The organism is Verminephrobacter aporrectodeae subsp. tuberculatae At4 (assembly GCF_000193225.1).
Classification (GTDB): Bacteria; Pseudomonadota; Gammaproteobacteria; order Burkholderiales; family Burkholderiaceae_C; genus Acidovorax; species Acidovorax aporrectodeae.
In genome coordinates this window covers 1-14,147 of record NZ_AFAL01000966.1, presented here as the reverse complement: position 1 = coordinate 14,147, position 14,147 = coordinate 1, and the positions used below count along the sequence as shown (strand labels likewise).

Here is a 14,147-nt window from a genome sequence, read left to right as displayed (position 1 = left end):
CATCGGCCGCCCGGCGCTGTATGGCCTGGCCAACGCCGGCGCCGCCGGCGTGGCCCATGTGCTGCGCCTGCTGCGCGACGAACTGGAGATCGCCATGGCCCTGACGGGTTGCGCCACGCTGGCCCAGGCCCCGCAGGCCCTGGCAAGCCGCCCGCCGCGCCCGGGTCAGCAATGATGCATTGCAAATGCGATGAATTCTCATTTATACTCCGATCGAATTTCTCATCCACAGCCAGCCACACTGCTTGTTGCCACCATGATCGTCTGTGTTTGCCGCCGGATTTCAGACCGTGAGATCGCGCGCCACGCGCACGCCGGTCTGGACTTTGACGAAATCCAGTTCGAACTGGGCGTCGCCACGGAATGCGGGCGCTGCGAGAACTGCGCCCGCGACGTGGTGGCGCAGTGCCATGCAGCGCAACTGCCGCTGGCCACCCTGCCCCATCTGCACGATGCGGCCAAGGCAGCAGCGCAGCAGACGATCGAGCTTGCCAACACCCTCCTGGAAAGCAAGCCATGGCCCTCCCATTCCTGTGCACAATCGCAGGTAGCCTGATCCTCGTTGCCGGATCGGCTTGGTGGATATTTCGCAAATAATGCGTTGCTTTTCGGGCAGTTGGCTCTCCGGCGCCGCTGCCTGCCATCGTTTCTATGTCGTACCCTGATCGTTTCGCCCCCCCGGAGGGGCCAGCCGCAACGCGCTGATCGTCGGCTCGGTTCTCGCACTGCATGCCGCGGGCCTGTGGGCCTTGCAATCGGGGCTGCTGCGCCGCGCGGTGGAAATCGTCGTTCCGGCAGAACTGCTGAGCGAATTCATCACCCCGCCCGCTCCCAAGACCGCGCCGCCGCCCCCGCCGCCCAGACCCGCGCCCAAGGCACGGGCGCCGCGCCCGGCGCCGACGCCGATGCCGGCGGCCATTCCCGACCCCACACCAGCGCCCGCAGCGCCTGTCGGCATACTCACCGAGCCCCCTCCGGCACCGCCGACGGACGCGCCCGTGGTGGCCGCCCCCCCCACACCGCCTGCCCCGCCCGCGCCCCCCGCACCGCCGAAAATCGAGCTACCGTCCAGCGACGCGGCCTACCTGAACAACCCCAAGCCCGGCTACCCGGCCATCAGCAAGCGCCTGGGCGAACAAGGCAAAGTGCTGCTGCGCGTGCTCATCGACGCCGACGGCAAACCCCAGAAAGTGGAGATCAACCAGTCCAGCGGCTTCGACCGGCTCGACCGCCAGGCGCAGGAGGCCGTCATGCGTTGGCGCTTCGTTCCCGGCAAACGCAATGGCGTGCCGCAGAGCATGTGGAATCTGGTCCCCATCCATTTTGTCCTCGAATGAACCCATTACCACCCAGGGAGTTTTCATGGAATCGCAATTCGGCATCGCCAACGTCTGGATTCAGGGCGACTTCGTCACCCGTACCGTCGCCATCGGGCTGCTGCTCATGTCGCTGGCCACGTGGATCGTCATCCTCGTCAAGACCCTGGACATCATCCGGTTCAAGAAGCACGCCCGCGCGGCACGGGACTTCTGGCACAGCGAGAACCTTGCGAGCGGCCTGAGCCAGTTGGGCACGACCCCGGCGAACCCCTTCCTGCAACTGGCACTGGAAGGCCACGAGGCCACGGCGCACCACCGCAACACCCGGGCCCACCTGCATGACTCTCTGGACGTGAGCGACTGGGTCACGCGCTGCCTGCGCAACTGCATCGACGAGTTCACAACCCGCCTGCAATCGGGCCTGGCAATCCTCGCGTCCGTGGGCTCGACCGCCCCGTTCGTCGGCCTGTTCGGCACCGTCTGGGGCATCTACCACGCCCTGCTGTCCATCGGCAGTTCGGGCCAGGCGACCATCGACAAGGTGGCGGGGCCCATCGGCGAGGCGTTGATCATGACGGCCCTGGGCCTGGCCGTCGCCATCCCCGCCGTGCTCGGCTACAACGCGCTGGTGCGCGGCAACAAATCCATCCTGGGCAGCCTGAACCGCTTTGCCCACGACCTGCACGCCTACTTCGTCACCGGCGCGCGCGTGAGCGCCGCGGGTGAGGGCAAGGTACTGCCCATGCGCAAGGGCGGCTGAAACCATGGCCTTCGGAACGCAAGACGATACCGACGAGGTGATGAACGAGATCAACATGACGCCGCTGGTCGACGTCATGCTGGTGCTGCTCATCATCTTCATCATCACCGTTCCGGTGATGAAGCACGCGGTGAACGTGGACCTGCCCCGCGCCAGCAACCAGCCCGAGCAGGTCAAGCCCGAGACCATCCGCCTGTCGGTCGCGGCCGACGGCAAGTACTACTGGAACGAGGCGCAGCTCGCGCCGAAAGAGCTCTTCCCCCGCCTGCAGGCCGAGGCCGCCAAGGAGCCCCAGCCCGAACTGCATATCCACGGCGACAAGCAGGTGCGCTACGAGCACGTGGCGCAGGCCATGGCCGCAGCGCAACGCGCCGGGGTGCGCAAGATCGGCTTCGTGACCGACCCCCAGGAGTGAACCTCAGAGCCTGTGAAGGCATGCGTTGGCCCACAAGCCAACCTTGCTTTGCTTGATGGGTTTGATGGGTTGGGACGTGGGCCAGGGTGCGCCTGAACAGTCACCGGCGTGTCTTTCTGTTTGCAGTTCATAGGGTAAGCCAGGATACGTGATGAAATGTATTTGGTTACATTGTCCCTGCCGATGCGCAAGCCGAGTATGAAATGGTAGTTCCACGATGCATCCGAGGAGACAAGCATGAAACGTCGCCATTTCCATCGCGCGTTCAGCGCAGCCGCCACGACGCTCCTCCTCTCGTTTGCTGCTCCCGTGCTTGCGCAGTCCCCGGTCAAACTTCAGTTCTGGGACATGATTTGGGGCCCGACTGAGTACATTGACACAGCGAAGTCGCTGGTGGCGCAGTTCAACAAAGCCAATCCGGCCATTCAGGTTGAATATCGCTCGGTGCCCTGGACCAACTGGTACCAGACCTATCTGACTGCCATCAATGCCGGCAGTGCTCCCGACCTGAGCACTGGCGCTGGATATCAGGCGGTTCAATTCTATGACCTTGACGCGATCCGTCCGCTGGACGACTTGATCGCCGAGATGGGCAAGGAAGGGGATATCAAGGACTTTCGCGAGGGCACGGTGGAGCGTCTCAAATACAAGGGCCACTATATTGCGTTGCCGTGGGGCCTTGACGTGCGAATCTGGTACTACCGCAAGGACTTGCTCGAGCAAGCCAAGCTACCGCTTCCGAAGACTTGGCCCGAGCTGAGGGCAGCAGCCAAAGCAGTCACAGGGGGCGGTCGCTTTGGTTTGGTGCTTCCAGGCGACACCATGGGGATGCACATGGTGATTGGCGCCGCTCTCAATCATGGAGGTGCACTATTTACTTCCGACGGCAAGCCTGACTTGATGAACGCAAAGAACCTGGAAGCTTGGCAAACGCTGGCGGGCATGGCAAGCGACGGATCAGTGAGCCCGGCCAGCGCCGGCGCGTCGATGGACGAGGCTCGACGCAGTTTCATGCAAGGAAAATCCGCGTTCATCTACCACGGACCCGGCCTGGATCTGCAGGCGGGAGAGGCGGGGACAAAAATCGGAATCCTTCCACCGCTGGCAAGTCCCCGCGGTGAGAAAGCCACATTGGCCTGGGTCAACAACATCATGGTCTACAAGCAGACCAAGAATCCGGATGCGGTAAAGACGTTCGTCAAGTGGTGGTCGAAGAATCAAAAACCGCTCTTCACGCAAGGCCAGGCCCGACAGGTGCCTGCTCGCATTTCGATCGCCGAGGACCCCACTGTAAAGAATCGTGCGTCCAGCTTTGCAGAGGCAACGAATACGTATTGGCCGATTGCACGCGGCACAGGGTCCCCCGTGCCCGGAATTTTTCCTTCACTGAACGAGGTGGAAGGCGACGGATTTTTGCAGGTGCTTGCGCAGAGAATTGGTCAAAAAAGACCTCTGCCAGCAGCGATCGACGAGGCAGACAAGCAGTTTCGCGAAGTTTTGGCGAAATGATGCTTGCCAAGCCGATTCACCCAGTTCAAATCAGCACCGCCAGTCGTGGTGCCGTCGCGCCCGCCAATGCTTTGCAGCGCCGGCGGCCGTGGCCGACGCGCAAGGAACTGTTCCCTTACGCCCTGCTAGTCCCCTCGCTCCTCCTCATCTGTTTGGTAATCGCGTATCCGCTGCTCAGTGCGATCGGCTACAGTTTATCTGGAGGATCACTGCTCAAGCCCGGTGGCTTCGTTGGGCTCAAGAATTTCATCGATCTATTTGCAGCAAAGGATTTCTACAACTCGATCGAATTCAGTCTTGTTTTCGCCATCGGCAATGTTTTGGGGTGCTACGCGATCGGCCTGTGTCTGGCGTTGATCATGAACCTGGATTTCCCGGGGCGCGGGGCCTGCCGTGTAGCCTTTCTCTTGCCATGGATCGTGCCTGGCATTGTGTCGATCGTGTGCTGGCGCTGGATGCTGGCAGATGAACATGCGCTGGTCAACCAATTTCTCAGTCTGCTAGGAATGGATCCGATCTATTTTCTTAGCGATGAACGCAGCGCAGTGTTCGCCGTGACGATGGTCAAGATCTGGCGAAGTTTTCCCTTCATGCTTCTGTCGTTGCTGGCTGCATTACAGAGTATCGACCGCAGCTTGTACGAGGCGGCAGAACTCGATGGGGCAAGCCGTTGGCAAGGCTTTCGATACGTCACGATGCCACAAATCAAGAACCTGTCCGTCGTGCTGTGCATGATGATGACAATATGGTCGATCAACGACTTCGAGACACCGTTCTTGCTGACCCAAGGGGGGCCCGCCAAGGCAACCGAGAGCATGATCTTGCTTGCTTATCGCTACACCTTTGTGCGAAACAACATGGGACTGGGCTCAGCTGTCTCCCTGGTAACTCTGCTTTTCTTGATGTCGCTGGTCATCCTGATCTTGCATCGACAGAAGGAGCGCGCATGATGGACAACAAGCCCCGCATGGCAATCACGATGCGCCCTTGGTTGATCCTGTCTTTAGTAACGGTCCTCGCTCTATTGGTCAACCTGCCGATTTTTCTGGTTGTGTTCAACTCGTTCCAGAGTACCGACGACATCCTGGCTGCCAGAAGCCTGATACCTCGAAATTTCTCGCTGGTGAATTATCTGTACCTTGGCGAACGCACCAGATTTTGGACGTTTCTTGGAAACAGCGTGATCGTGGCAATCTGCTCTACCATGCTGGGAATGGTGGCTGCCGTATTGGCAGGTTACGCACTTTCCCGCTTTCAAGGGCCCTTGCTCGGCGCGTATGCAAAGTCGCTGTTTGCGATTCAAATGTTCCCGATCATCATGGCGCTGATTCCGTTATTCGTGCTTTTCCGATCGCTGGACCTGATCAACAGTCCATACGCCATTTGCGTGATCTACGCGTTGATCAACCTCCCGTTTGCAACTTCAATGGCGCGCTCGTATTTCGACACGATTCCACGCGAGCTTGAGGAAGCCGCGTGGATCGACGGTGCTTCGGACATTGGCGCTTTCATGCGCGTGGTGCTACCCCTGTCGGGCCCGGGGCTTGCGGCCATAACAATCTTCTCGTTCCTGTTTTCCTACAACGAATATCTCATAGCGAACGTCTTCCTGCGCAAGGATGACACGCTGACGCTGCCGGTGGGCATTCAGATGTTCATGGCGCAGTACTCGACCGACTGGGGTAGCCTCATGGCGGCCGCCACCTTGACGGTGCTCCCCACGCTGATGTTGTTTTTACTGGCTCAGAAGTTCATCACCCCCGGCGGGCTCTCCGGAAGTATCAAGGGATAGACATGAACAAACGAATTCGCGTCGGCTTCATCGGGTGTGGCGAAGTAACTCAACTATTGCACCTTCCTACTCTGCGTGAATTACCAGACCTGTTTGAGGTCACCGCGTTTCACGACGTCAGTGCGAAAGCCTTGAATGGTACGGCGACCGCTTGGCCAGAGGCCAGCAGACATTCTGCCCTTGAGTCTCTGGTGGCTGACAAGCAGGTCGATGCCGTGGTGATTGCCAATCCCGATGCCTGGCATGCCGATACAGCCTTGATGGCCATGCGTGGGGGAAAGCACGTTCTGATCGAAAAACCCGTCTGCGTCACGCGCGACGAGGCAGAGGCACTACTCACGGCTGAAGGGGAATGCGACGTCATCGTGCAAGTGGGCTACATGCGCCGACACGCACCGGCGTTTATCGAGGCCGTACAGGCTTTGCGCGATCGCAGCGAGCCGACCACGCTGGCGCGTGTGTGCGACATCATCGGGCCCAACGCGTCGTATGTTGACAGCACTTCGCGGATCGTTGCAAGGGCCGACGATATTGCAAAAGATGTTCGTGACGCGGGTCTTCGGAAGCTTGCTTGCGCCTATCAATCCGAAATAGGCGTGGACAGCGGCCCTCTGGCGAGAGCCTACGGATTATTGCTGGGTCTCGCAAGCCACGACACATCGGTGATGCGTGAGTTGATTGGAACACCGTCTGGAGTCCTCTACGCAAAGCAGCATCAAGGCGGGCGCTGGATCACCGCGGCATTTGACTATGGAGAATTCGTCTGCCACCTGGAGGTCGGGCTCGATCAAATTACCAGGATGGACGCAAAAATCGAAGTGTTTCAGCCTTCGCGCGTACTGCGGGTCGAATTCGACTCGCCTTACATTCGCCATCAAGCAGCCAAATTGGTCACAACGCGGACTGTGCCGCCCTTTGGCGTATCCACAAGCACAAGCTTTCCGACGCGCAATGATGCATTTGCGGCGGAGTGGCGGGCGTTTCATGAGCATATCGTCCAAGGCACTCCGCCGAAGTGCTCAATAGCCGACGCAACCGAGGACCTCAAGCTTTTCCGGGAAATGATCGCCCTCATGCGATGACCGCTGAGCCTGTGGCTGTACGCGACGCTCGGCGGTGTGGGTTCTGCGCGCGATCTCAGGCCTTGCGCTTCCTGAAGTTCTCGATGCCGTCGGTGATTTCCTTCTTCGCGGCGTCCAGGCCTTCCCAGCCCAGTACCTTCACCCACTTGCCAGCTTCCAGGTCCTTGTAGTGCTCGAAGAAGTGGCTGATGGCCTTCAGGCGCATCGGGTTCACGTCCTCCACCTTTTTCCAGTGGGAGTAGATGGGCAGCACCTTGTCGGTGGGCACGGCCAGTATCTTGCCGTCCACTCCGGCTTCGTCTTCCATCAGCAGGATTCCCAGGGGACGGCAGGCAACGACCACGCCGGGAAACAGCGGGTACGGGGTGATCACCAGCACGTCCACCGGGTCGCCGTCGCCCGACAGCGTCTGCGGCACATAGCCGTAGTTCGAGGGATAGTGCATGGCCGTGGTCATGAAGCGGTCCACGAAGATCGCGCCCGACTCCTTGTCGACTTCGTACTTGATCGGGTCGGCGTTCATCGGAATTTCGATGACGACGTTGAAGATCTCTGGGGCGTTCTTGCCGGGGGTAACGTTGTTGAGGGACATGTCTCGTTGAAGCGTGGTTTGAAAACGGCAACCCGCGATGCGTGCCGCGCGCTGCGTCCGGCATCGGGATTAACCCTGATTCTAGGGGCATGCCCCTGTGGGTTTGCTGACGATCGGCGGTAAATTCGCGCCGTTGGCCAATCGGCTCTGCAGGCTCAGGGCACGAGGAAGCAACGCAGCGGGGATGCCACCGATGCGTTGGCCCCCTCCGTGCAACACACCCGAAGGAGCTTTGAATGGTCGCAGGTTCAGCACTCACATCCCCCCCGCTCACGTCCACCCTCCTCCTGGCCCTGGTCTGCGGACTCATTGCCGTGGCCTACGGCGTCTGGGCCAGGGGCTGGATTCTTGCCAAGACCCGGGAAATGCCCGCATGCAGGAGATCGCGGCCGCCATCCAGGCGGGTGCTGCGGCCTACCTCGCGCGCCAGTACCGGACCATCGCCGGCGTTGGCGTGCTGCTGGCCATCCTCATCGGCATCTTTCTGGACGGCGCCACGGCCATGGGCTTCGTGGTCGGCGCCGTCCTCTCGGGCGCCTGCGGCTTTATCGGCATGAACGTCTCGGTGCGCGCGAACGTGCGCACCGCGCAGGCCGCAACGCAGGGCATCGGCCCGGCGCTGGACGTGGCCTTCCGTGGCGGCGCGATCACCGGCATGCTGGTGGTGGGGCTGGGTTTGCTGGGCGTCACGGCCTTCTACTGGTTTCTCGCGGGCAATGGCCGCCTCACGCCCACGGCGCAGCTCGCGACCCTGCTCGATCCGCTGATCGGATTTGCCTTCGGCTCGTCGCTGATCTCCATCTTTGCCCGCCTGGGCGGCGGCATCTTCACCAAGGGCGCCGACGTCGGCGCAGACTTGGTGGGCAAGGTGGAGGCAGGAATTCCCGAAGACGATCCGCGCAACCCGGCGGTAATCGCGGACAACGTGGGCGACAACGTCGGCGACTGCGCCGGAATGGCCGCGGACCTGTTCGAGACCTACGCGGTGACGCTGATCGCCACCATGGTGCTGGGCGCTCTGCTGGTGACGAGCGCCCCGGTCCACGCCGCGCTGTACCCGCTGGCGCTGGGGGCCGTGTCCATCGTCGCGTCCATCGTCGGCTGCTTCTTCGTCAAGGCCCCGCCGGGCACGAGGAACGTGATGCCCGCGCTGTACCGGGGCCTGGCGATCGCGGGTCTGCTGTCGCTGATTGCGTTCTACTTCGTCACGGCATGGATCATTCCGGACGACGCCATCCATGCCAGCGGCAGCCAGATGCGGCTGTTCGGCGCCTGCGCCACGGGGTTGGCGCTCACGGCCGCGCTGGTGTGGATCACCGAGTTCTACACCGGCACGCAGTACGCGCCCGTGCGGCACATCGCGCAGGCATCGACCACGGGGCACGGAACGAACATCATTGCGGGCCTGGGCGTGTCGATGCGCTCCACGGCCTGGCCGGTGCTCTTCGTCTGCCTGGCCATCCTGTCGGCCCACCAGCTCGCGGGGCTGTATGGCATCGCGGTGGCGGCCATGGCCATGCTGAGCATGGCCGGCATCGTGGTGGCGCTCGACGCCTACGGCCCGATCACCGACAACGCAGGCGGCATCGCCGAAATGGCCGAACTGCCCGGCAGCGTGCGTGAGATCACCGACCCGCTGGACGCCGTGGGCAATACCACCAAGGCCGTCACCAAGGGCTACGCCATCGGCTCCGCAGGCCTTGCCGCCCTGGTGCTGTTTGCCGACTACACGCACAAGCTCGAAAGCCATGGCCTGAGCGTCGCGTTCGATCTGTCGGACCCGCTGGTCATCGTCGGGCTGTTCATCGGCGGGCTCATCCCCTACCTGTTCGGCGCCATGGCCATGGAGGCCGTGGGCCGCGCGGCCGGCGCCGTGGTCGTGGAGGTGCGCCGCCAGTTCAGCAGCATCCCGGGGATCATGGACGGCAGCGGCAAACCCGAGTACGGCAAGGCCGTGGACATGCTGACCAGTGCCGCCATCAAGGAGATGGTGCTCCCCAGCCTGCTGCCCGTGGTGGTCCCCATCGTGGTCGGGCTGGCGCTGGGCCCGAGGGCGCTCGGCGGCCTGCTGATGGGCACCATCGTCACCGGCCTGTTCCTGGCCATCAGCATGTGCACCGGCGGCGGCGCGTGGGACAACGCCAAGAAGTACATCGAGGACGGCCACCACGGTGGCAAGGGCAGCGAGGCGCACAAGGCGGCCGTCACCGGCGACACCGTGGGCGACCCTTACAAGGACACGGCGGGTCCGGCGATCAATCCGCTGATCAAGATCATCAACATCGTCGCGCTGCTGATCGTGCCGCTGGTCGTCCGACTCCACGGCGGCTGACCTTTCGCTTCGACGGCCCCCATGCCATGCTGCTCAACTACCAAAACCATCACCAGGAGTCTTCATGAGCCGCATGTTCAATCCACCGCACCCCGGCGCAACGCTGCGCGAAGACGTACTGCCTGCGCTCGGCCTGAGCGTGACCCAGGCTGCGCAGCAGCTTGGCGTCACGCGTTCCGCACTCTCGCGGGTACTCAATGGGCACGCTGCCATTTCCCCTGAAATGGCGCTGCGTATCGAGGCCTGGCTGGGTGTCGCACGCGGCGGCCTGGCCGATGTATGGATGGCCGGTCAGGCCGCCCATGACCTCTGGCAGGCACGGCAGAAGGACGCGCCGCAGGTCCAGCGCGCGCCGGTCGAGGAAACCGTTTCGGCCTGACACGCGGCTGCATCCCCCCGCCATGTCGTACAACAACCTGGCTGCCGTGGTGCTGGTTCTGGCCTCGGGCCGGGGGGAGCGCTTTGCGGCGTCGGGCGGTGCGGGGCACAAGCTGCGTGCGCTACTCCACGGCCAGCCGGTGCTCGAGCACACCTTGGCCGCCGTGCGCGCCAGCGGCCTGGCCTGGCATGTGGAAGACCTGGGCCACCCGGGCATGGGCGATTCGATTGCGGCTGCGGTCCGCGCAACAGCCACGGCAAGCGGCTGGCTGGTGCTGCCCGGCGATCTGCCGCTGATCCAGCCCGAGACGCTGCGCGCCGTGGCGGACGCGCTGCAGCACTGCGCCGTGGCAGCCCCCGTGCACCACGGCGCACGCGGTCACCCGGTGGGGTTTGCTGCGCAGTGCCGGCAAGACCTGCTCAGCCTGGCGGGCGAACAGGGCGCCGCCGGCGTGCTGCACAAGCATGCGCAGCAGGGTCGGGTGCAGTGGGTGGAGGTGCGAGACGAGGGCACGGTCACCGACGTGGACACCGTGCAGGACCTGGAGCACGCAGCGCAGCGATTTGCCGTGCGCCGGAGCAGCTGACGAGACAGCCCCTGGTGCAGATTGCACCCACCGCGCAGCAATGAGCGGAGGGGATCCCCCTATGCCTCTGTCCGGGTCAGTGCAATCAGTCGCGCCAACGCCCGGTCATGGATTCCGTGCTTGCGCAGCGCGTCAAAGGTGGTCTGCGCGTAGGCGCGCGTGCTGCCGAAGCGGCCGCAGGCCTGCTCAAAGATGCGGCGGTACTCATGGTCAGGCAACTCGCCCGCGTGCTGGGGACTCTTGCGCGACAAGGTGAAGGCCAGCGCGCGCACGGGGCCGTGGAGGGTTTGGCAGCTGAGCCAGCGCGGGTCATACACGGCGGTCACCATCTCGCGCTGCCACAGGTCGATCATGACCTGCCGGCCATCCCGCCTGTCCACGCGAAACACCATGCCCCGGCAACTGCCGCCCGAGAGCATGCCAAATACCAGGCCCGGGCACTGCGGCGTGCCCCGGTTGACGCGGCTCCACATCTTGAGCGCCCGATGCCAGCCATGCACCTTGGCCGCGCGGCGCTCGACGTAGTCAAAATCGGGACGCCAGATGAGGGATCCGTAGCCGAACACCCACAGGTCCGCGTGACCGCCCCAGTCCTGGAGCGCACGTTCGAGCATCGGGGCCGGGTCCCGAAAGGGCACGGGAAGATTCGTCATGCGATCACTCCAATCGGCATAGGCACTCCAGTCATCGCAGGCCCCCTGCCGCACCACCGGGCGTGCAGACCCCGGGCGCGTCTCAGCGCAGCAGTTTCCTGAGTTGCGGCCATACGTTGGCCAGCATTTGCGGCTGCGCCTCGGCGCGCGGGTGCATGCGGTCGGGCTGGAACAGGCGCGCCGGGTCCGCAGCGTCGGCCACCCCCGCAAGCAAAAAGGGCACCAGGGCGGCCTTGCGGGTCTGCGCCACCGAGACGAACAGGCGCGCAAAGCGCTTGGCGTAGTCGGCGCCGTAGTTGGGCGGTATCTGCATTCCCAGCAGCAGGACTTGCGCGCCGGCCTGTTGCGCCGTCTGCGTCATCCAGTCCAGGTTCTCTTCGGTATTTTTCAGCGGCAGTCCCCGCAGGGCATCGTTCGCGCCCAGTTCGATCAGCACCAGGCTGGGCCGGTGCTGCGCCAGCAGGGCCGCAAGGCGCGAACGGCCGCCCGACGTGGTCTCGCCGCTCACGCTGGCGTTGAACACCCTGGCGCCCGGTTTTTCCTCAGTCAGTTGCTTTTCCAGCAAGGCCACCCAACCGGTTCCGCGCGCCAGACCGTATTCGGCGCTGAGCGAGTCGCCCAACACCAGAATCACCGGGGCACGGGGCGCTGCCAGGGCCTGGGCCGTGGCAGCGGCGCCGTGCCACGCCAGCAGACCGGTGGCAGCGCGCACAATAAAGTGGCGCCGATGCAGTTCGTCAATCAACGTGAAAGCCTTTCATGTCCCAATCCTTTCCGCCACCCGAGACCCCGTCTGCCACGCCCATCATTGCCGTGGAGCGGGTCTGCAAATCGGTGACGGATTCCACCGGAACACTCGATATTCTGCGGGATATCGATCTGCTTCTGTTCCCCCGGGAAACCGCGGCCATCGTGGGCGCGTCGGGGTCGGGGAAGAGCACGCTGCTGTCCATCATCGCGGGCCTGGACACCCCCACGCGGGGCACGGTGCGGCTCGACGGCCAGGACCTTTTTGCCGTCGATGAGGACGCGCGCGCCGCCCTGCGTGCGCAGAAGCTGGGCTTTGTGTTTCAGAGCTTTCAACTCATGCGCAACCTCACGGCGCTGGAGAACGTGATGCTGCCGCTGGAGTTGGCCTGCCGCCGCGACGCGCGCCAGGCCGCCTGCGACATGCTGGCCCGCGTGGGCCTGGGCCAGCGCCTCGCGCACTACCCCCGGGTGCTGTCGGGGGGCGAGCAGCAGCGCGTGGCGCTCGCGCGGGCCTTCGTGCTGCAACCGGCCGTGCTGCTCGCCGACGAGCCCACCGGCAGCCTCGACTTTGCCACCGGGGGCAGCATCATGGAGCTCATGTTCGCGCTCAACCGCGAGCAGGGCACGACGCTGGTGCTGGTCACGCACGACAACGCGATTGCCGCCCGCTGCGAGCGGCGCATCACCATCGACGCCGGGCGCATCGTTTGATTCGGACGCCTGCGCGGCTTCGCTCCGAAGCTATGAAATTCATAGCTTCGTGAGGGCCTCGTCTGCCGCCCGCGGATAATCGCCCCATGCCCAGCCCCAAAGTTCTTTTCGGCTTTCACGCCGTGGGCGTGCGTCTGAAGACCGCGCCGCAATCGATCATCGAGATCTACCACGAGGCCACGCGGCGCGACGCCCGCATGCGCCAGTTTCTCGAGCGCGCGCGCGCGGCCGGCGTCCGCCTGATCGAGACCGACGGCCTGCGCATCGCCAAGCTCGCGGGCAACCATGGCCACCAGGGGGTGGCCGCGCGCGTGCAGCCCATGGCGCAAGTCACCTCGCTCGACGAACTGCTGGAAAACCTCGAAGCCGCCGGCACCGGGCCAGCGCCGCTGCTGTTGGTGCTCGACGGAGTCACCGATCCGCACAACCTGGGCGCCTGCCTGCGCGTCGCCGACGGGGCCGGGGCGCACGCCGTCATCGCGCCCAAGGACCATGCCGCGGGCCTGAACGCCACCGTGGCCAAAGTGGCCAGCGGCGCCGCCGAGACCATGCCTTACTTCATGGTCACCAACCTCGCGCGCACGCTCGGCGAGTTGCAAGAGCGCAGCATCTGGTGTCTGGGGGCCAGCGACGATGCGTCCAAAACCTTGTACCAGGCCGACCTCAGGGGCCCCGTGGCGCTGGTGCTGGGCGCCGAGGGCGGTGGCCTGCGCCAGCTCACGCGCAAGACCTGCGACGAGCTGGTGCGCATTCCCATGCAGGGCGCGGTCGAGAGCCTGAACGTGTCGGTGGCCAGCGGCGTGTGCCTGTACGAAGCCCTGCGCCAGCGCTCCTGAATGCGCCCGGTGGTCTCGCGCCCGCCTGGAAGGCAGGGCGGGTATCATCGCGCCCGGTCACCGGCGCGTAGCGCGCGTCCGGCGCCGCGTCCCCCTCCGCCAGCCCCCCTGCCCCGTGCGCCTCACCTCGATCAAACTTTCCGGCTTCAAGTCCTTCGCCGAACCCACCAACTTCATGCTGCCCGGGCAGTTGGTGGGCGTGGTCGGGCCAAACGGCTGCGGCAAGTCGAACATCATGGACGCAGTGCGCTGGGTGCTCGGCGAAAGCAAGGCCAGCGAGTTGCGCGGCGAGTCGATGCAGGACGTGATCTTCAGCGGAACCACCACGCGCAAGCAGGCCAGCCGCGCCAGCGTGGAACTGGTGTTCGACAACTCCGACCACCGCGCCGGCGGCCAATGGGGCCAGTACGGCGAGGTGGCCGTGCGCCGCG

At 64.1% G+C, this 14,147-nt stretch carries 17 protein-coding genes and 1 pseudogene; 15 read left to right on the top strand and 3 right to left on the bottom strand.

The window, feature by feature from the left end; translation table 11 throughout:
- The 9 genes from VTU_RS32175 to VTU_RS0123470 all read left to right on the top strand — a co-directional run.
- On the top strand, positions 1-175 hold a 175-nt coding region (locus VTU_RS32175), incomplete at its 5' end, for an alpha-hydroxy-acid oxidizing protein (RefSeq protein ID WP_010109952.1).
- A gap of 81 nt (positions 176-256) precedes the next feature.
- On the top strand, positions 257-556 hold the full coding sequence (locus VTU_RS0123505; RefSeq protein ID WP_010109951.1) for a (2Fe-2S)-binding protein: 300 nt from the start codon (positions 257-259) through the stop codon (positions 554-556).
- Positions 557-701: 145 nt separating this feature from the next.
- A complete protein-coding gene (locus VTU_RS0123500; RefSeq protein ID WP_029554694.1) occupies positions 702-1,337 on the top strand; it encodes an energy transducer TonB in 636 nt (211 codons plus the stop codon).
- Between the two features lie 25 nt (positions 1,338-1,362).
- A complete protein-coding gene (locus tag VTU_RS0123495) occupies positions 1,363-2,079 on the top strand; it encodes a MotA/TolQ/ExbB proton channel family protein (RefSeq protein WP_010109947.1) in 717 nt (238 codons plus the stop codon).
- A gap of 4 nt (positions 2,080-2,083) precedes the next feature.
- A complete protein-coding gene (locus VTU_RS0123490) occupies positions 2,084-2,494 on the top strand; it encodes an ExbD/TolR family protein (protein ID WP_010109945.1) in 411 nt (136 codons plus the stop codon).
- 237 nt (positions 2,495-2,731) lie between these two features.
- Positions 2,732-4,003 (top strand): ABC transporter substrate-binding protein, encoded by a 1,272-nt coding sequence (locus tag VTU_RS0123485; protein ID WP_010109943.1) that lies wholly within the window; start codon positions 2,732-2,734, stop codon positions 4,001-4,003.
- Positions 4,000-4,953, top strand: coding sequence for a carbohydrate ABC transporter permease (locus VTU_RS0123480; RefSeq protein WP_010109941.1), 954 nt, complete (start codon positions 4,000-4,002; stop codon positions 4,951-4,953). The genes VTU_RS0123485 and VTU_RS0123480 overlap by 4 nt, the downstream gene beginning before the upstream one ends.
- Complete coding sequence (locus tag VTU_RS0123475) at positions 4,950-5,795, top strand: carbohydrate ABC transporter permease (RefSeq protein WP_010109939.1); 846 nt, start codon at positions 4,950-4,952, stop codon at positions 5,793-5,795. Before VTU_RS0123480 ends, VTU_RS0123475 begins: the two co-directional genes overlap by 4 nt.
- A gap of 2 nt (positions 5,796-5,797) precedes the next feature.
- On the top strand, positions 5,798-6,877 hold the full coding sequence (locus tag VTU_RS0123470; RefSeq protein ID WP_010109936.1) for a Gfo/Idh/MocA family protein: 1,080 nt from the start codon (positions 5,798-5,800) through the stop codon (positions 6,875-6,877).
- Between the two features lie 55 nt (positions 6,878-6,932).
- Here the strand turns inward: VTU_RS0123470 and ppa are convergent, their stop codons facing one another.
- On the bottom strand, positions 6,933-7,469 hold the full coding sequence (ppa, locus tag VTU_RS0123465) for an inorganic diphosphatase (RefSeq protein ID WP_010109934.1): 537 nt from the start codon (positions 7,467-7,469) through the stop codon (positions 6,933-6,935).
- Positions 7,470-7,705: 236 nt separating this feature from the next.
- Here ppa and VTU_RS30100 point away from each other — a divergent pair.
- The 3 genes and pseudogenes from VTU_RS30100 (at position 7,706) to VTU_RS0123450 (ending at position 10,766) form a co-directional block, all read left to right on the top strand.
- Positions 7,706-9,801 (top strand): annotated as a pseudogene (locus VTU_RS30100) (sodium-translocating pyrophosphatase).
- 64 nt (positions 9,802-9,865) lie between these two features.
- Positions 9,866-10,180 (top strand): HigA family addiction module antitoxin, encoded by a 315-nt coding sequence (locus VTU_RS0123455; RefSeq protein ID WP_010109930.1) that lies wholly within the window; start codon positions 9,866-9,868, stop codon positions 10,178-10,180.
- 22 nt (positions 10,181-10,202) lie between these two features.
- The gene (locus VTU_RS0123450; protein ID WP_010109928.1) at positions 10,203-10,766 is read left to right on the top strand and encodes a nucleotidyltransferase family protein; all 564 of its coding nucleotides are present in this window, start codon (positions 10,203-10,205) and stop codon (positions 10,764-10,766) included.
- 59 nt (positions 10,767-10,825) lie between these two features.
- On the opposite strand, the gene VTU_RS0123445 is transcribed toward VTU_RS0123450, so the two are convergent.
- Together VTU_RS0123445 and VTU_RS0123440 are read right to left on the bottom strand one after the other, a co-directional pair.
- The gene (locus VTU_RS0123445) at positions 10,826-11,419 is read right to left on the bottom strand and encodes a gamma-glutamylcyclotransferase (RefSeq protein WP_010109927.1); all 594 of its coding nucleotides are present in this window, start codon (positions 11,417-11,419) and stop codon (positions 10,826-10,828) included.
- An 82-nt stretch (positions 11,420-11,501) separates the two neighbouring features.
- A complete protein-coding gene (locus tag VTU_RS0123440; RefSeq protein WP_010109925.1) occupies positions 11,502-12,164 on the bottom strand; it encodes an arylesterase in 663 nt (220 codons plus the stop codon).
- 14 nt (positions 12,165-12,178) lie between these two features.
- On the opposite strand from VTU_RS0123440, the gene VTU_RS0123435 reads away from it, so the two are divergent.
- The 3 genes from VTU_RS0123435 to VTU_RS30095 form a co-directional block, all read left to right on the top strand.
- Positions 12,179-12,880 (top strand): ABC transporter ATP-binding protein, encoded by a 702-nt coding sequence (locus VTU_RS0123435; RefSeq protein WP_010109924.1) that lies wholly within the window; start codon positions 12,179-12,181, stop codon positions 12,878-12,880.
- Between the two features lie 86 nt (positions 12,881-12,966).
- On the top strand, positions 12,967-13,716 hold the full coding sequence (gene rlmB / locus VTU_RS0123430) for a 23S rRNA (guanosine(2251)-2'-O)-methyltransferase RlmB (protein WP_010109923.1): 750 nt from the start codon (positions 12,967-12,969) through the stop codon (positions 13,714-13,716).
- 115 nt (positions 13,717-13,831) lie between these two features.
- Positions 13,832-14,147 (top strand): AAA family ATPase (locus tag VTU_RS30095; RefSeq protein WP_010109922.1); only part of this gene is annotated, 316 nt, incomplete at its 3' end.